13 protein-coding genes are annotated in these 17,558 nt (G+C 71.7%); 9 read left to right on the top strand and 4 right to left on the bottom strand.

Annotated features, from left to right (window positions below; translation table 11 throughout):
• Positions 1–43: 43 nt before the first annotated feature.
• The 4 genes from glgC (at position 44) to ACZ7OO_RS07015 (ending at position 6,830) form a co-directional block, all read left to right on the top strand.
• Complete coding sequence (glgC, locus tag ACZ7OO_RS07030; protein WP_471502244.1) at positions 44–1,264, top strand: glucose-1-phosphate adenylyltransferase; 1,221 nt, start codon at positions 44–46, stop codon at positions 1,262–1,264.
• Between the two features lie 177 nt (positions 1,265–1,441).
• A complete protein-coding gene (locus tag ACZ7OO_RS07025; protein WP_471502242.1) occupies positions 1,442–3,763 on the top strand; it encodes a GH92 family glycosyl hydrolase in 2,322 nt (773 codons plus the stop codon).
• 144 nt (positions 3,764–3,907) lie between these two features.
• Complete coding sequence (locus ACZ7OO_RS07020) at positions 3,908–5,233, top strand: wax ester/triacylglycerol synthase family O-acyltransferase (RefSeq protein WP_471502240.1); 1,326 nt, start codon at positions 3,908–3,910, stop codon at positions 5,231–5,233.
• Between the two features lie 103 nt (positions 5,234–5,336).
• Positions 5,337–6,830 carry an SDR family NAD(P)-dependent oxidoreductase gene (locus ACZ7OO_RS07015; RefSeq protein ID WP_471502238.1) on the top strand — a complete coding sequence of 498 codons (1,494 nt, stop codon included), beginning with the start codon at positions 5,337–5,339 and terminating at the stop codon, positions 6,828–6,830.
• A 156-nt stretch (positions 6,831–6,986) separates the two neighbouring features.
• On the opposite strand, the gene ACZ7OO_RS07010 is transcribed toward ACZ7OO_RS07015, so the two are convergent.
• Both ACZ7OO_RS07010 and ACZ7OO_RS07005 read right to left on the bottom strand, forming a co-directional pair.
• On the bottom strand, positions 6,987–7,745 hold the full coding sequence (locus tag ACZ7OO_RS07010; protein ID WP_471502236.1) for an SDR family oxidoreductase: 759 nt from the start codon (positions 7,743–7,745) through the stop codon (positions 6,987–6,989).
• Between the two features lie 25 nt (positions 7,746–7,770).
• On the bottom strand, positions 7,771–8,148 hold the full coding sequence (locus ACZ7OO_RS07005; protein WP_471502234.1) for a hypothetical protein: 378 nt from the start codon (positions 8,146–8,148) through the stop codon (positions 7,771–7,773).
• Between the two features lie 485 nt (positions 8,149–8,633).
• Here ACZ7OO_RS07005 and ACZ7OO_RS07000 point away from each other — a divergent pair, with 485 nt between their 5' ends.
• Both ACZ7OO_RS07000 and ACZ7OO_RS06995 read left to right on the top strand, forming a co-directional pair.
• A complete protein-coding gene (locus ACZ7OO_RS07000) occupies positions 8,634–8,807 on the top strand; it encodes a hypothetical protein (protein WP_352221263.1) in 174 nt (57 codons plus the stop codon).
• A gap of 54 nt (positions 8,808–8,861) precedes the next feature.
• On the top strand, positions 8,862–9,344 hold the full coding sequence (locus ACZ7OO_RS06995) for a GNAT family N-acetyltransferase (RefSeq protein ID WP_471502232.1): 483 nt from the start codon (positions 8,862–8,864) through the stop codon (positions 9,342–9,344).
• Between the two features lie 6 nt (positions 9,345–9,350).
• Here the strand turns inward: ACZ7OO_RS06995 and ACZ7OO_RS06990 are convergent, their stop codons facing one another.
• On the bottom strand, positions 9,351–9,752 hold the full coding sequence (locus ACZ7OO_RS06990; protein WP_471502230.1) for a hypothetical protein: 402 nt from the start codon (positions 9,750–9,752) through the stop codon (positions 9,351–9,353).
• 90 nt (positions 9,753–9,842) lie between these two features.
• Entirely contained in the window at positions 9,843–11,186 is a 1,344-nt protein-coding gene (locus ACZ7OO_RS06985; protein ID WP_471502228.1) for an amidase, read from the bottom strand.
• 254 nt (positions 11,187–11,440) lie between these two features.
• Here ACZ7OO_RS06985 and ACZ7OO_RS06980 point away from each other — a divergent pair, with 254 nt between their 5' ends.
• The 3 genes from ACZ7OO_RS06980 (at position 11,441) to ACZ7OO_RS06970 (ending at position 17,554) form a co-directional block, all read left to right on the top strand.
• Positions 11,441–13,816, top strand: a complete 2,376-nt coding sequence (locus ACZ7OO_RS06980; protein ID WP_471502370.1) for an alpha-L-fucosidase — start codon at positions 11,441–11,443, stop codon at positions 13,814–13,816.
• A 493-nt stretch (positions 13,817–14,309) separates the two neighbouring features.
• Complete coding sequence (locus ACZ7OO_RS06975; RefSeq protein WP_471502226.1) at positions 14,310–15,557, top strand: glycoside hydrolase 5 family protein; 1,248 nt, start codon at positions 14,310–14,312, stop codon at positions 15,555–15,557.
• Positions 15,554–17,554 carry an endo-beta-N-acetylglucosaminidase gene (locus tag ACZ7OO_RS06970; RefSeq protein ID WP_471502224.1) on the top strand — a complete coding sequence of 667 codons (2,001 nt, stop codon included), beginning with the start codon at positions 15,554–15,556 and terminating at the stop codon, positions 17,552–17,554. The genes ACZ7OO_RS06975 and ACZ7OO_RS06970 overlap by 4 nt, the downstream gene beginning before the upstream one ends.
• The last annotated feature ends 4 nt before the right edge of the window (positions 17,555–17,558 follow it).

The raw sequence follows: 17,558 nt of genomic DNA, 5'->3' as shown, positions 1-17,558 counted from the left end.
GCTCCGAGGGCAAGCATGGAGCACCAGGGTGAGGGGAGCGGCCATGCGTCGTGGTGGGCCTTCGGTACTCGGGATCGTGCTCGCGGGCGGGGAAGGCAAGCGCCTGATGCCCCTGACCGCCGACCGCGCCAAACCAGCTGTCACTTTCGGCGGGACGTACCGTCTGGTCGACTTCGTCCTGTCCAACCTCGTCAACGCAGACGTGCTGCGCATCTGCGTGCTGACCCAGTACAAGTCGCACTCGCTGGACCGGCACATCACCACCACCTGGCGGATGTCCAGTCTGCTCGGCAACTACGTCACCCCGGTCCCGGCCCAGCAGCGGCTCGGCCCGCGCTGGTACCTGGGCAGTGCCGACGCGATCCTGCAGTCCCTCAACCTCGTCCATGACGAACAGCCCGACTACGTCGCAGTGTTCGGTGCCGACCACGTCTACCGCATGGACCCCCGGCAGATGCTCCAGCAGCACATCGAGGGCGGCGCCGGAGTCACGGTCGCGGGCATCCGCGTCCCGCGCGTGGAGTCCTCGGCGTTCGGTGTGATCACCCCGGGCTCGGACGGGCAGACGATAGAGACCTTCCTGGAGAAGCCCGCCGACCCGCCGGGGCTGCCGGACGCCCCCGACACCGTCTTCGCCTCTATGGGCAACTACATCTTCACCACCAAGGCCCTCGTCGAGTCCCTGCACCGGGACGCCGAGGACGACGACTCGGTGCATGACATGGGCGGCTCGATACTGCCCCAGCTCACCGCCCGAGGCGAGGCACAGCTCTACGACTTCGGCACCAACCACATCCCCGGCGAGACCAGCCGCGACCGCGGCTACTGGCGGGATGTCGGCACCCTCGACGCGTACCACGACGCCCATATGGACCTGATCGCCGAGCGGCCCGCCTTCAACCTCTTCAACCGCAGCTGGCCCATCTACACGCACTCCTACCAGCTCTCCCCGGCCCGCTTCAACGCCGGCGGCATGGCGAGCGAGTCCATCATCAGTGCGGGCTGCCTGATCCGGGGTCAGGTCACCCGGTCCGTGCTGTCACCGGGCGTGCGCGTCGACCCGGGTGCGGTGGTTCAGGGGTCGGTCCTGCACGACAACGTGATCGTGGGCCGGGGCGCGGTGGTGCGCGGCGCGGTCCTCGACAAGAACGTCGAGGTCCCGCCCGGCGCCACCATCGGCGTCAACCCGGACCGGGACGCGGAGCTGTACACCGTCTCCAAGGGCGGGGTGATCGCCCTCGGGAAGGGCCAGCTGGTCTCGTAGCCCCCTCTCCGCCCCCCGGGCCCGGCGCGGTTTCCGCGCCGGGCCCGACCCGTTGCCCGCCCGTCGCGCGTCCCGTCGCGCGACGCGCTGCGCGCGAAAAGCCCTATGTGCCGGGCTTTACGGCCTTTTCCCCTCACGATGCAGGCAACGATGTCGAACCTTCGGAGGTCATCCGACATGAGAGGGACCCGGCGCACACGGCTGTGCCTGGCCGGGGTGCTGACAGCGTCCGCGCTGCTCACCGCCCCCGCCGCAGGGGCCGCCGAACCGCCCGACGGCCACCTCACCGACCTGGTGAACCCCTTCATCGGGACCCAGAACGAGGGCAACACCTTCCCCGGCGCGGCCGTACCCTTCGGCATGGTGCAGCTCTCCCCGGACACCGGGCACAGCACCGGCTACGACTACGCGCAGAACCGGATCCGCGGCTTCTCCCTGGTCCATCTCTCGGGCGTCGGCTGCCGCATCGGCGGCGACCTGCCGGTCCTGCCCACCACCGGGGACGTCACACAGACGGACTACGCCCGGTACGCGGCCGGGTTCGACCACGCCGACGAGGAATCGAGCCCCGGCTACTACCGCGTCGGCCTCGACTCCGGCGTCCGCGCCGAGCTGACCGCGACCGCCCGCACAGGCGTCCAGCGCTACACCTTCCCGGCCACCGACAAGGCCAACGTCCTGCTCAACGCGGCCCAGGCGCTGCACAAGCCGGTGAGCAGCGAGGTCGAGATCCTCGACGACCACACCGTCCGCACGAGGATCACCGGCCATGGTTTCTGCCGGGAGACCGCGCCCTACACCGTCTACACGGTTACCCGCTTCAGCCGCCCCTTCACGGCCTACGGCACCTGGAACGGCACCACGATCACCCCGGGCGCCCGCACCGGAGCCGACGGTGCCTATGTCCGTTTCGACACCACCCGGGACCGTACCGTCGAGGCGACCACCGCTCTGTCGTACGTCGACGCGAGCGGCGCGGAGGTCAATCTGCGTGCCGAGGGCGGCCGTTCGTTCGACGCGGTACGAGGGCAGGCCCGGGACGCCTGGGAGCGGCGGCTCGGTGGGGTGCGCGTCCAGGGCGGCGGTGCGACCCTCCGCCGTACCTTCTACTCGTCCCTGTACCGCGCCTTCCTGGCGCCCAACGTCGGCGACGACGCGGACGGCCGGTACACCGGCTGGGACCGCCGGATCCACCGCGCCAAGGGGTTCACCTACTACCAGAACTGGTCGCTCTGGGACACCTACCGCACCCAGGCCCAGCTGCTCGCCCTGCTCGCGCCGCGTGAGGCACGGGACATGGCGTTGTCGGTGCTGAAGGTCGACGAGGAGGGCGGCTGGTTGCCCAAGTGGGGCTACGGCACGGTCGAGACGAACATCATGACCGGCGACCCGGTCACCCCGTTCCTGACCACCGCCTACCAGATGGGCCTGCTCAAGGGGCACGAGGAGCGGACGTACCGGGCGCTGCGCAGGAACGCCGACGGCGTGCCGCCGGCCGCCAACCCGGGCGTCGGCCGCGAGGCCAACGCCGAGTACCTCGCCGACGGTTTCGCGCCGTACGCCAAGGGCCGCCCGCACGCCAAGGTGGGCGACTCCGACTACGACCACGGCGCCTCCGTCACCCTGGAGTACGCGCTGTCCGACGCGATGCTCGCCCAGATGGCCCGGGACCTCGGCCATGGCGCGGACGCGGCCCGCTACGCCACCCGGGCGCAGAACTACCGCAACATCTTCGACCCCTCCACCGGCTTCTTCCGCGCCCGGGACGCCTCCGGCGCCTTCACCGGCGACCCGGACCCGGCTCGCGGCATCGGCTTCCACGAGGGGACCGCCTGGCAGTACCAGTGGCTGGTCCCGCAGGACCTGCCCGGCGTGATCTCCCTGATCGGCGGCGAGCGCGCCACCAACACGCGGCTCGACTCCTTCTTCGCCTACGACAGGCTGCTCGCCGACCCCGAGAAGACCGCGCGCGAGGTGTGGGTGCACGGCAACGCCTACGCCTACTACAACGCGGCCGTCTACAACCCGATGAACGAACCCGACCTCATCGCCCCGTACACCTATCTCTCCACCGGCCAGCCCTGGAAGACCACCGACGTGGTGCACGCGGCGCTCACCCTCTTCACCGACGGGCCGTCCGGGATGACCGGCAACGACGACCTCGGCACCATGTCCGCCTGGAACGTGCTCTCGTCCATCGGTCTCTTCCCCGTCCAGCCCGGATACGGCACCTGGGGCCTGTCCACGCCCGTCTTCGACCGGGTCGACGTCCGCGTCGACCGCCGCTACTGGCCGAGCGGCGGATTCACGGTCACCGCCCCCGGTACCTCGGCCCGCGACCGGTACGTCCAGACGGCCCGGGTCGACGGATCGGACTACGGCCGGACCTATCTGACGAACGGTTCGCTGCGCACCCTGCGGTCGCTGGCGTTCACGGTCGGCCCGCGCCCGTCAGAGTGGGGTACGTCACCCAAGGCGGCGCCACCGGCCCTGAGGTGACCTCAGGTGTCCCTTGAGTCCCGCCTCTTTCGGAGGAGGCGGGGCTTAATCTGCTGTTAACTGAGCGTAGCGTGATCGTACTTGACCGTAATCGGGTGACGGCGATTGACTGCTGATCCACCCTCCGTCCACGCGAGGCAACCCTTGACTGCTGATCTGCTCGCTCCTCTCGATCTGGCGTTCTGGAACATCGAGTCCGACCGGCACCCGATGCACCTCGGCGCACTGGGCGTCTTCTCGGCGCACTCGCCGACCGCCGGGGCCCACGCGGCCGACCTGCTCGCGGCCCGTGCCGCCGCCGTGCCCGGACTGCGCATGCGCATCAGAGACGTCTGGCAGCCGCTCTCGTTCGGCGGCGCGGCCCGTGAGACGGACCCGGACTTCGATCCCCTCGACCACGTCCGGCTGCACGCCCCGACCGCCGACTTCCAGGCCGTCGCCGGCCGGCTGATGCAACGCCCGCTGGTGCGCGGCCGGCCGCCGTGGGAGGCGCATGTGCTGCCCGGCGAGGACGGGGTGTCGTTCGCGGTGCTGTTCAAGTTCCACCACGCCCTCGCCGACGGGCTGCGCGCCCTCAAGCTGGCCGCCGGGGTCATGGACCCGCTCGACCTGCCCGAGCGCTCCCCCCGCCCGATCGAGGCGGCGCGCCCGATGCCGGTGCTGCCGGACATGCGCAGGGTGCCCGAGCTGGTGCGCGGCGCGCTCTCGGACGTGGGCCGGGCCCTGGACATCGGCGCCTCCGTCGCCCTGTCCGCCCTCGGGGTCAGCTCCTCGGCCGCGCTGAGGTCGGAGCCCACCGGCACCCGCCGTGTCGCCGGCGTCGACCTCGACATCGACGATGTGCACCGGGTCCGCAAGGCCGTCGGCGGCACCGTCAACGACGTCCTCATCGCCGTCGTCGCCGGCGCGCTGCGCCGCTGGCTGGAGGAGCGCGGTGACGGTACCGAGGGCGTCGCCCCGCGCGCCCTGATCCCCGTCTCCAAGCGCCGCCCGCGCACCGCAACCCCACAGGGCAACCGGCTCTCCGGCTATCTGATACGGCTTCCGGTCGACAACCCCGACCCGCTCGCCCGCCTCGACCGCGTCCGCACGGCGATGGTCCGCAACAAGGACGCCGGCCCCAACCGGGGCGCCGGTGCCGTAGCGCTGCTCGCCGACCATGTGCCCGCGCTGGGGCACCGGCTCGGCGGACCGCTCGTCGGCCAGGCCGCCCGGCTCTGGTTCGACATCCTGGTCACCAGCGTCCCGCTGCCCGGCCTCGGTCTGCGCCTGGGCGGTCAGCCGCTCACGGCCGTCTACCCGCTGGCCCCGCTCGCGCCCGGCCAGTCCCTCGCGGTCGCCATCTCCACCTACCGCAACCAGGTCCACTACGGCCTGGTCGCCGACGCCCGTGCCGTCCCGGACCTCGATGTCCTGGCCCGTGCGGTCACGGACGAGGTGGACTCGCTGATGGCGATCTGCCATCCATGATCCGGTCTGGTTTGGAGGTATTGCCCGGCGCTCCGTAAAATTCCCTGTTCGAAAGCAGGCGCAAGTCGGAGCGCCGCTCGTGGATCAGGGAAGCGGCAGCGCGATGACGGTGACACAGGACGGCCCGACGGCCGAAGACCAGGTGGTCTACGGCCCGGGCATCGACCCCGAGCGGCTCGCCGTCTGCCTCAGCGTGCTCGAGGAGCTGGACCGGCTGGAGGTCGACCACCCGGACGCCATCGCGGTGCGCCGGGCCACGGCCGGCGTCTACCGCACGGTCAAGCAGCGCCGCCGCCAGGAGCGCCGGGCCGCCAAGACCGCGCACGACAAGGCGGTCACCGAGGCCACCGCCACCGGCTCCGCCCAGCGCATCGACGACGAGACCGAGGGCCTGCTGCCCTCCTCACGGACGGAGGAGGGCAGGATCGCGGGGATACTCCAGCGCCCGCGATCCTGCTACACCTGCAAGAGCCGCTATGTCGAGGTCGACTACTTCTACCACCAGCTCTGTCCGGACTGCGCCGACCTGAACCGCGCCAAGCGGGACGCCCGCGCCGACCTCACCGGCAAGCGCGCCCTGCTTACCGGCGGCCGCGCCAAGATCGGCATGTACATCGCGCTCCGGTTGCTGCGCGACGGCGCGCACACCACGATCACCACCCGCTTCCCGAAGGACGCCATCCGCCGCTTCAAGGCGATGGAGGACTCGGCGGACTGGCTGCACCGCCTGGAGGTCGTCGGCATCGACCTGCGCGACCCAGCGCAGGCCGTCGCCCTGGCGGAGCAGGTCACCGAGGCGGGCCCGCTCGACATCCTGATCAACAACGCGACCCAGACCGTACGCCGGCTGCCCTCCGCCTACGCGGCCCTGGTCGACGGCGAGAGCGCCCCGCTGCCCGCCGGTGAACTCCCCGCCCACCACGTCATCGGGGCCTTCAACTCGGGCGCCGTGGACGGCCTCGCCGCGCTGCCCCCCGGCATCAGCGGCCTCGACGCCCAGCAGGTCGCCGACCTGGCGCTGGTCGCGGGCAACGCCAGCGTCGCCCGGCATCTCGACGGCACCGCCATCGACGCCGGCGGCCTCGTCCCGGACGTCGTCGACAGCAACACCTGGGTGCAGACCATCGACCAGATCTCCCCGGTGGAGCTCCTGGAGACCCAGCTCTGCAACTACACCTCGCCGTTCATCCTGATCAGCGCGCTCCGGCCGGCCATGGCCGCGGCGGCGAAGAAGGCGGCGCGCGGACGGTCGTACGTGGTCAACGTATCCGCGATGGAGGGCGTCTTCGGCCGCGGCTACAAGGGCGCCGGACACCCGAACACCAACGCGGCGAAGGCGGCCATGAACATGGTCACGCGAACCAGCGCGACCGAGATGTTCGAGACCGACGGCATCCTCATGACCTCCGTCGACACCGGCTGGATCACCGACGAGCGCCCGCACTACGACAAGCTGCGCCTCGCCGAGGCCGGCTTCCACGCGCCGCTCGACCTGATCGACGGCGCGGCCCGTGTCTACGACCCGGTCGTGCGCGGCGAGCAGGGCGAGGACATCTACGGGGTCTTCCTGAAGGACTACGAGCCGGGCAAGTGGTAGGCCCCACTTGATCGTTGGCGGCCACCGGCACCGGCGCCCTACTGTTCGGGCAGGTGCCGGTGTGCGGGTGCCTCCGGCGGTCCGGTCGAGGAGGGGTGCGGGTCGGGGGGCCGGTGCGGGTCGTGCGTGGTTGCTCGCGCAGTTCCCCGCGCCCCCTCAGGCAAGCCGGTGTGCCGCTCGTACCCGGGTACCGCCGTCCACCAGCAAGTCGGCTCCGGTCACCCACGCCGCGGCGTCCGAGCACAGCCACAGCACCGCCCCCGCCACGTCCTCGGGCTCCCCGATCCGCCCCATCGGGAGCCCAGCCGCGATCTCCGGCTCCCGCGGCTCCCACATGAACCGGGCCATCTCCGTGCGCACCAGCCCCGGCGACACCGAATTCACCCGTACCCGGGGTGCCAGTTCGCCTGCCAGCTGCTGCGTGAGATGCAGCAGCGCCGCCTTGGTGGTGCCGTACGCGCCCACGTCGGGGCCGACATGCGCCGCGCCCTCCGTGCAGATGTTGACCACCGAGCCGCCGTGCTCCCGCATCCAGCCCCGCCACGCGCACTGCGTGAGTCGCAGCGGTGCCTCGACGTTGAGCGTGAACGCCTCCCGCCACGTTTTGAGATCGGCGTCCATGAGCGGTCCGTACGGACGATTGGTGGCCGCGTTGTTGACGAGGATGTCGAGCCGTCCGAACTCGCCGAGCGCCAGCCGGGTCAGCTCCCGGGCGTGCTCCGGGTCGGCGACGCTGCCGGCCAGGCCGGTCCCGCCCAGCTCCGCGGCGGTACGCCGGACCTCCTCCGCGTCCCGTGCGCTCACGCACACCAGCGCCCCGGCCGCCGCGAGCGCCCCGGCGACCGCGCGTCCGATCCCGCGCGTGCCGCCGGTGACGACGGCCGCCCTGCCCCTGAGCCCGTACGACGACGTCATCGCCGTACCGTCTCATGACGGGCCGTCAGTCGACAGCCCCGAGGCGGGAGTTACGGGCCGCGACCAGTTCCAGGACGGTCCGCCAGTCCTCCAGGACGCCCGCGTCGAACCCCGCGGCGCGGCCCTCCTCGTCGGCCTGGCGCAGCCGCAGCACGTCGTCGTCGGCCGGGGCGCCGTCCCCGCGTACCAGGTGGTAGACCCGCTCCCCGAGCAGATGCTGTACCGCGTGCGCGGCGCCGTCGGCGGGTCCCAGCAGTTCCTCGATGCCGTGCACCAGGCCGGCGACCTGGAGCTCCTTGTCGGCGGGGCGGCTGCGGCGCAGCAGAGCCGCGGTGCGCAGTGCGCGCTGGTGCCGGCAGGCGTACAGCAGATCCATCAGCTCCTCGACGCTGCGCAGCTCCATGCGTCAGTCCTTCCGCGAGACAGCCGTTGTCCTGTGCCATCGGATCATGTCGAGTTTTCGACCCGGCCAACGCAACCTGAACTGCACAGCCTGTGCAGGGAGCGGAGGTCTGCCCGTTCGAAAGTGTGTTCGCCGGCTGGGTCGAGCGAGTGGAGCGTAAACCGGTCATCATGTTACGAAGGGGTGTATTTCCGGGCTGCGGAAGTACGCAGCGACTCGAGATAGTTACACCTTGTTTGCACTCCCTATCGAGCGGACCTGTGCTCATTTGGTTAACCTATGGGGGACGGACAGCAGTAAGGGGTCCCACCCACACCCACGGTCCGTCCCGGGACAAACCGGTTGACAAGCGGCCTGCTCTCTTGTGAGTGACCGGCGCCACCGCGTCCGAACTGGCCTTCCATCCAGACCCGAGCGGGCGTCGAGCACCGGGACGCAGACTGTCCGGCACGCCCCGAGGGTGACCGACACATAAGGAGTGCGCGGTGACACCGGAGAAGACGAATCGCGAGCAGCGCCCCAAGGAACGCGCGGAGCGCGCGGGCAGCCGGCCCGGACAGCTCGGCAGCCTCGACGTGTGGGCCCGGTCCGCCCCGATCCGCCTCGCGGGTTACGAGGAGGATCTCGCCGAGCCCCACATCCTGCCCAGCGTGGACTGACCGCCGGTCGAAAATCCGTGATCGCCGACGCATGGGCGTGCGAGACTCACGCCCATGCTGATCAGAGCAGCCACCGCGCCTGACTGGCCGCAGATCTGGCCCTTCTGGCACCGGATCGTCGCCGCCGCCGAGACGTACGGCTGGGACCCCGACACCTCGGAGGAGGCGGCCCGCGCCCTGTGGATGAGCCCGGCGAAACGCGTCTACGTCGCCGAGGATCCCACCGGAGCCGTCGTCGGCTCCGCCTATCTCACCCCCAACTACGGGGGCCCCGCCGCAGGCGTCGCCAACGCCGGCTTCATGGTCGACCCCGACCAGGTCGGCCGGGGCATCGGGCGGGCCCTCGCCGAACACGTCCTGGCCGAGGCCCGGGCGCACGGCTACCGGTCCATGGTCTTCAACGCCGTCGTCGAGACCAACCCCGCCGTCGCCCTGTGGACCTCCCTCGGCTTCACGGTCATCGGCACGGTCCCGGAGGCCTTCGACCACCCGAAGCACGGACTGGTCGGCCTCCACATCATGTACCGCCCACTCTGAGCACCGTCAATCCCACGAGGCCTCGGACACGGCCCACAGCCGGTCCGCGTTGTCCCGGTGCAGGGCGTAGGGCGCGACCCCGCCGACGGCATCGGCGGCCCGCCCGGTGACCGGCTCGGCCTCCGTGCAGTCCTCGAAGTAGCGACCGCTGACGCCCTCCACCGCCGGCGAGGCGGCCAGCAGCACCGAGGTCGCCGCGCCCTGCTCGAGCGTCTTCTGCGGCGGCAGCGTGAGTTCGCCCGAGGCGATGAAGTCGGCGACCTGCTGCATGTCCATGTGCCGGGCCAGGTTGGTGTCGGCGATGTTGCCCGGCATCAGGGCGTTGGCGGTGATGCCGTCGTCGGCCCAGCGCGCCCGGGGGTGCCCGCCCCGCGTCGCCCGCCGTGATGGGGGAGGCTGATTGCCCACGTCCCCTCCGCCTTACAGCCGCCGCACCACACCCCGCTCGGCTCGGCCCAAGAGTGCCGTTTCCCGCAGCCGAGCCGATCCGCCGGCCCCCTAGCCGACAGGTGCCGTTCGCTGCCACGGCCGTAGGGTCTCCAGGGTCTGGGCCACCTCCAGCAGGAGCGCCTCCGAGCCCGGCCGTCCCACCAGTTGTACGGCGCAGGGGGCGCCCGAGGGCAGGGTGCCGAACGGGACCGACATCGCCGGCCAGCCGGTGAGGTTCCAGGCCGGGGTCAGTGGCGAGTGGTTGGAGCCGGCCAGCGCGTTGCGCAGCCAGCCACGCTCGTGCCAGGGGGCCGCCACCGGAGCGCGGCGTGCCAGCGCCGGGGTGAGCAGCACGTCGTACTCGGCGAAGAACGGGGTGAGCCGGGCGCGCAGCCGCTCCCGGGAGTCGCTCACCCGGACCCCGCGCAGGAAACGGCGGCCGATCGCCGCGTGCACCCGGGTCCGCCGGGTCAGCAACGCCGGGTCGAGGTCGGCCGCGTCCACGGCCGTCCCCGCGGTCCAGTGCCGGAGCGCGGTGACACCGAGCGACATCGGATACGGCGGCTCGGCCCGCCGTACCTGGTGCCCGGTCCTCGTCAGCAGCCCGGCCGCCTGCGCCACCGCGTTCGTATACGGTCTGCTCACGGTCACCCCGACCAGCTGGCTGCGCCGCGAGACGGCGATCTTCAGCGGGCCTGGCCGCCCGCCGCTCTCGAACTCCTTGCCGGCGAGGACGGCCAGCATCAGCCGGGCGTCCTCGACACTGGTGGCCAGCGGCCCGTTCTCCGACATGCCGAACCAGTCGCCGTGGCCGATCCCGGCCGGGACCACCCCGAAGCCCGGCTTGATGGTGACCAGACCGCAGTTGGCCGCCGGGATGCGCAGCGAGCCCATGCCGTCGTTGCCGAGGGCGATCGGCGCCAGCCCGGCGGCGACCGCGGCCGCGCTGCCGCCCGAGGAGCCGCCCGCGCTGCGCAGCGTGTCCCACGGGTTGCGGGTGACGCCGTGGACCCCGTCGGTGGTGCCGAAGACGCACAGTTCGGGCACGTTCGTCAGCCCCACGACCACCGCGCCCGCCGCCCGCAGCCGGGCCACGGTGACATGGTCGGCGTCGGCAAGCATGTCCGGTGCAGCGGCCGAACCGTCCAGATGTGCCTCACCGCGCACCGCCAGATTGTCCTTCACTGCCAACGGCACACCAGCGAGGGGGAGTTCGGCGAGGTCGGCACGGGCGGCGACCTCGTCCGCCTCGGCGAGCGCCGCATCGGCCCGGACCTTCCGGAACGCGCCGATCCGCCCGTCCAGCCGCGCGATCCGCTCCAGGTGCTCGGCGACCACCTCCCGGGGAGTGACCCGCTTGTCTCGTACGGCAGCGGCGATCTCGGCGGCGGTCCGGCCGACCCAGCTGGTCACAGGCGCTCCTGGGGGTGCGGGAAAGATGCTTACTAGTCGGTATGGGATGGCACTCTGCCTCGCCGCGGGCTTCGCGTCGAGAGCAGTCGACCCCGGACGCGCGGGCGGGCGTACCGCGGGCCGGTCGTCGGTGTCGGCACTGGTCCCACTGGTCATCCGACCACTGTCTCAACTCCCGCATGTGCACGCCCCATTGACAGGCTTCTGGGCCCGCTCAATCATCAGACATCCGATGAATGGAGCCGCGCATGAGCATGTCTCCCTACCCAAGACGCCAGGTCCTGGGGGCCGCCGCGGGTGCCGCCGCGGCGGCCGCCCTGCCGCTCGCCACGACGCCCCAGGCCCACGCCGCCGAGCCCGCCGAGGCTCGCGCCGCCGGGTCGGCCGATGCGGGTGCCGCGGCGCCATGGGTTCCCGTCCCCGCTCCGGTCCCCGTACCGCTCGACTCCCTCTACGACAACGACGGCATCGACAGCGCCGACGCCCGTGGCGGTGACTTCGACGGCTCCGGCTACACGTTCCCGGGCGAGGAACTCCCGGCCGGCCGCATCGAGGTCGACGGCATCCCCTTCGACTTCCCCGCGGCGACGGCGGGCGCCAAGAACAACGTTGTCGCCCTGGGCCAGCGCGTCGACCTCCCCAAGGGCCACTACCTGTCCGCCGTCCTCCTCACCGCCGGCAGCTACGGCAACGCCTTCGGCCGGGCCACCGTCCACTACGCCGACGGTACGACCACCACCGCCGGCCTGAGCGGCGGCGACTGGTACTCGGCGGGCGGCCCGCTGACGGCGCCTTACCGCTACCAGCCGGACGGCGGCAAGGACCAGCACAGTGTCGGGATCGGCACCTCGGAGGTGTGGATCGACCCGCAGCGTGAGGCCGTCGCCCTCACCCTGCCGGTCACCAACGCGGCCGAGGCGGGCAAGACCGCCCTGCACGTCTTCGCGCTCTCCCTCCAGCCCGTCGGCCAGGGGCGGGCGCTGGCCCTGCGCGACGCCCGCTCTACCGCCTCCCTGCTGGACGCCACCGGCGCCCAGAGCGTCGAGGCCACCGTCGTCAACGCGGGCACCGCCGCGATCCTGGCCCACGACGCGGTGACCGTACACGTCGACGTCCCCGGCGCCCGCACCGTCGAGCCCGCCCGCATCCGCCGCCTCGACCCCGGCGAACAGGCACGCGTCCGCGTCGGCATCCGCAGCCGCACCGGCACCGCGCCCGGCACCGAGCGGGACGGCACGGTGAGCGTGCACGGAGGTGGCTCCCAAGTCGCCTCCGCACAGCGCACGTTGACGCTCGGCACCGCCGACTACCAGCCCACCGACACCTCGTTGGCCGGTCACCGGGCCCCGTACTGGTTCAACGAGGCCAAGTTCGGCATCTTCATCCACTGGGGCGTCTACTCCGTGCCCGCGTGGGCGCCGGTCGGGGTGCAGTACGCCGAGTGGTACTGGGACCAGATGCAGGACCCGAACAACCCCACCTACGCCTACCACCGGGACACCTACGGCGAGGACTTCGCCTACGACGACTTCATTCCGCGCTTCACCGCCGAGAAGTTCGACCCGCGGGCGTGGGTGGAGCTGTTCCGGGACGCCGGTGCCCAGTACCACGTACTGACCTCCAAGCACCACGAGGGCTTCGCCCTGTGGGACACCAAGGTCTCCGACCGCAACGCCGTGCGGCTGGGCCCGAAACGGGACCTGGTCAAGGAGCTCTTCGAGGCGTCTCGAAGGCACGCCCCCGAACTCCACCGCGGTCTCTACTTCTCGATGCCCGAGTGGTTCAACCCGGACAACCCCTGGATGGGCCACGCCCCGCGCAACCCCTACACGCTGGACCCGCTGCCGTACACCGGATACACCTCCGGCAAGGACTACGTGAGGGACTTCCAGGCCCCGCAGATGCTCGAACTGATCAACGGCTACGACCCGGAGATCATCTGGTGCGACATCGGCGGCGCGAACGACAGCGTCCACGTCCTCGCCGAGTACTTCAACCATGCCAAGAACCGGGCCCGTCCGGTCGACGTGACCGTCAACGACCGCTCGGGCATCGGCTTCCACGACTACACCACGCCCGAGTACACGACGTACGCCGACACGGTCGTCGCCAAGTGGGAGGCCAGCCGCGGCCTCGACCCGCGCAGCTACGGCTACAACCGGGCCACCCCGGACGACGCCTACATGACCGCCGAGGAGGTGGTGCACAGCCTGGTCGACATCGTCTCCAAGAACGGCAACTTCCTGCTCGACATCGGCCCCCGCGCCGACGGCACCATCCCGGCGATCATGCAGACCCGGCTGCGGGAGACCGGCGCCTGGCTCGCGGTCAACGGCGAGGCGATCTACGGCACCACCTACTGGTCGCGCATGGCCCAGCTCGGCGCGGACCTGCGGTTCACGGTCCGCCCGAACGAGGCCTTCTACATCCACTCCCTGGCCCGGCCCGGCGCCAAGCTCACCGTCGAGGCACCCGTACCGATCCGGGCCGGTGACAAGGTGACCATGCTCGGCCACCACCGGCCGCTGACCTGGACCGTCGCGGGCGGAGCACTGGTGATCGACGTGCCCGAGTCGGCCCGGCGGGCGGGACAGCACGTGTGGGTGTTCAAAGTGGAGTGGCAGGGGTGAGGTCGGACAGAGGCTGCTGCGGCTGCTCGGGGCCGCGTTGGTGGCCGCCCGGCCGAAGACCGACTGCCTCCAGTGGCGACCGGCCGAGTGCCATGTGTCGATCCGGGACGGCTGGTTCCACCACACGGACCAACAGCCGAAATCCGCGGACGAGTTGACGGAGAGCTACTTCGGCTCGGCCGCGAGGCCGTGCCGCTGCTGAACGTCCCACCGGACACCGACGGCCTGCCGCCTGCCGCGGCCGGAACGATCGGCGAGCCGCATCCTGCGGCTCGCGGAGCCGGTACGGGCGCGGCGGTGGCGGGTACGGATCACGGCGGACCTGGGCACGGTCCGGCCCGGGCCGGTTCGCGCCGTTCCGGCCGGCCGTCTAGGAGCGGACCGCGGCGGCCGCAACTGCTCACCCTGTTCGCCTGCCTCCAGCGGTACTTCTTCCGCGGGGTCGGCGAAGGCGCCGTCAAAGGCTGAACCCCCGTTCCCGCAAGGAGACCGCATGCCTCCGGCCGTGCGCTTCGGCGTCAACTACACCCCCAGCGAAGGGTGGTTCCACCACTGGCTCGACTTCGACCTGGACTCCGTACGCGCCGACCTCGACTCCATCGCCGCCCTGGGACTCGACCACATCCGGGTCTTCCCGCTGTGGCCCTACTTCCAGCCCGACCGCACCCTGATCCGGCCGCGCGCCGTAGAGCAGCTCGTCGCCCTCGCGGACGCGGCCGCCGAACGCGGGCTCGACGTCAACGTGGACGGTCTGCAGGGGCACCTGAGCAGCTTCGACTTCCTGCCGGCCTGGACCCGGACCTGGCACCGGCGCAACCTCTTCACCGACCCGGAGGTCGTGGCAGGGGAGGCCGCCTATCTCCGCACCCTGGCCGCGGCGCTCGCGGACCGGCCCAACTTCATCGGGATGACGGTCGGCAACGAGGTCAACCAGTTCGCCGCCGGCCCGCATCCGGATCCGGACCGGGCCACCGAGGAGGAGGCGGAGCGCTGGCTGGTACGGCTGCTGGCCGCCTGCGCCGAGGCCGCCCCCGGCAGGCTCCATCTGCACGCCTCCTACGACGCCGCCTGGTACCAGGACGACCAGCCCTTCACCCCCGCCCACTCGGCCCGGCTCGGCGACCTCACCGCCGTGCACTCCTGGGTGTTCAACGGCACCGCCCAACGCCACGGCCGCACCGCCCCGCAGACCGAACAGCACGCCGCGTATCTGGTGGAGCTCAGCAAGGCCTGGGCCGAGGACGCGCACCGGCCCGTATGGCTCCAGGAAGTGGGTGCGCCCGCGCCGCTGATCCCCGCCGAGCACGCGGCCGCGTTCACCGAGGCGACCCTCACCGCCGTACTGGACTGCCCCGATCTGTGGGGCGTCACCTGGTGGTGCTCGCACGACGTCAGCCGGAGCCTCGCCGACTTCCCCGAACTCGAATACGGGCTCGGTCTGTTCACCAACGACCGCAAGCCCAAGGACCTCGCGCATGCCCTCGCCGCTGCCGAGCCCAGGGCGGCGAAGGCGCGCAGTACAGCGCTCGTCGTGCCCTCCGACCCGGCCCGCCGCTCCCGCTGCGCGCCCGGGGGGCCCGTCTTCGACGCCTGGTTCCGGCTGGTCGCCGACGGCGCCCGCCCCACCACCGTCCTCGACACACGCGTGGACGACCGGGACCATCTCGCCGCGCGCGGCATCACCGAAGTCGTCACTCCCGATCAGGTACTCCCCACCCCACCAGGAGGCACCCGCTCGTGAACCCAAGCAGACGCACCGTTCTGATCGCCGCCACCGCCGCGGCCCTGGCCCGCTCACTGCCGGCGACGGCGGCGACCGAGGCGGCGGCCGTCACCCCGCCGTACGCCTCCTACTGGTACCCGGACTCCTTCCCCGCCGGCACCCCGGGCACCGGTATCACCTGGCACAGTCTGAAGAGCTGGACGGCGGCCGGTGACACGGACCTCGCCTTCAACGCCGCCTCGGTGCCGCTCGCCGCACGCTTCACCCCGACCCCGGCCAACACCACCGCCCGCTCAGGCCAGGCCCGCATCCAGGCGCTGGTGTCCTTCGGACCGACCTCCGGCAACCCCTCCCAGGGCTCGGCCACCGCCGACTACTACGCCCTCACCCACTGGGCCTACCTGGACGAGCTGGTCTTCTGGGGCGGCTCGGCGGGGGAGGGGCTGATCCTCGCCCCGAACGCGCCGATCGTCGACGCCGCCCACCGGCACGGCGTGCCTGTCCTCGGCAACATCTTCCTGCCGCCCACCGCCTACGGCGGCCAGCTGCAGTGGACCCGCGACCTGGTCCAGAAGGACTCCACCGGGCACTTTCCCCTCGCCGCCCAACTGGTCGCCGTGGCCGCCGCCTACGGCTTCGACGGCTGGTTCGTCAATGCCGAGACCGGCGGCGGCGACACCGCCCTCGGCACCGACATGCTCGGTTTCGTCAAGGAGCTCAAGTCCCTCGCGGCGGCCCGTGGACAGCGGGTGACCTGGTACGACGCCATGACCGTGAACGGCACGGTCAGCTGGCAGGGCGCGCTGAACAGCCAGAACCAGGCCTTCTTCCAGGCCGCCGACGACATGTTCGTCGACTTCCGGTGGAGCGCCTCGACACTCGCCTCTTCGGGTACGAAGGCGCTCCAACTCGACCGAAGCGCCTACGAGTTGTCGGCCGGGGTCGACGTCGAGTCCAACGGGTCGAACACCTCCGTGAACTGGGAGGCGATCGTGCCCAGAGGCTCGGCGCACATCGCCTCGATCGGCTTCTACCGGCCCGAGTGGACCCGCAACCACCTGCCCGCGAGCCGCACCCCCGGCGACTTCCACGCCGCCGACGACCGGTTCTGGACCGGGCGGTCACTGGACCCGTCCCGGCCGGACAGCTCGGACCCCTGGCGGGCGCCGGCCGTGTCGGTGGCGGACCGGTCGACGGTGTCGGCGGTGCCGTTCGCGAGCGTGTTCAACACCGGGCACGGGCTGCGCTGGTACGAGGACGGCGAGGTCACCTCGGACACGGCCTGGAACCACCTCGGTCTGCAGGACCGGCTGCCGTCCCGGCGGTGGGCGGTACGGACGGACGGCACCAGGCCGGCCGTGTCCTTCGACTTCTCCGCAGCCTGGCGGGGCGGCAGCAGCGTGCTGGTCGACGGCGACCTCGACCGGCCGGTGGTCCTCGACCTCTACTCGACACAGCTGCCGATCACGGACCGGACGGTTGTCGAGCTGACGTACCGGACCGACGCCGGGAGTGTGGACGTCGAGCTGGCCATCGCCACCGCCGAGCCGGGCAGCGCCGGTGAGACCCCGCCGTACACCTATCTGCCGACGGAACAGGGCGACGGCTGGTCGACCGCGACCGTCCCGCTCACCGGACTCTCCGGCACCGTCCACGCCCTCGGCGTCCGCCTCACCGCGACCGACGGTCCCGTCCGGTGGCGGCTCGGCGGGATCGCCGTACGGGACGCGGTGAGCCCCACCCCCTCCGCACCCGCCGACCCGCGGATCACCGCGGCCGGCGGCGGCGATCTGCGCCTCGCCTGGGACGCGGCACCGGGAGATGTACGGCACTACAGCCTGCACCGGCTGCTCCCGGACGGCACCCGGCGCTTCCTCGGCGCCACCGGCCAGCGGGCCTACTACCTGACCGGGCTCCAGCCGGAGCAGGGCGAGGTGACGGCACGGTTCGAAGTGCGTGCCGTAGGGGAGCTGTACACCTCGTCGGTTCCCGTGACCGTCACGCACACCTGGTAACCGG

The sequence above is a fragment of the Streptomyces sp. NPDC111744 genome (assembly GCF_055634995.1).
This window is presented reverse-complemented; position numbering and strand designations above follow the sequence as displayed.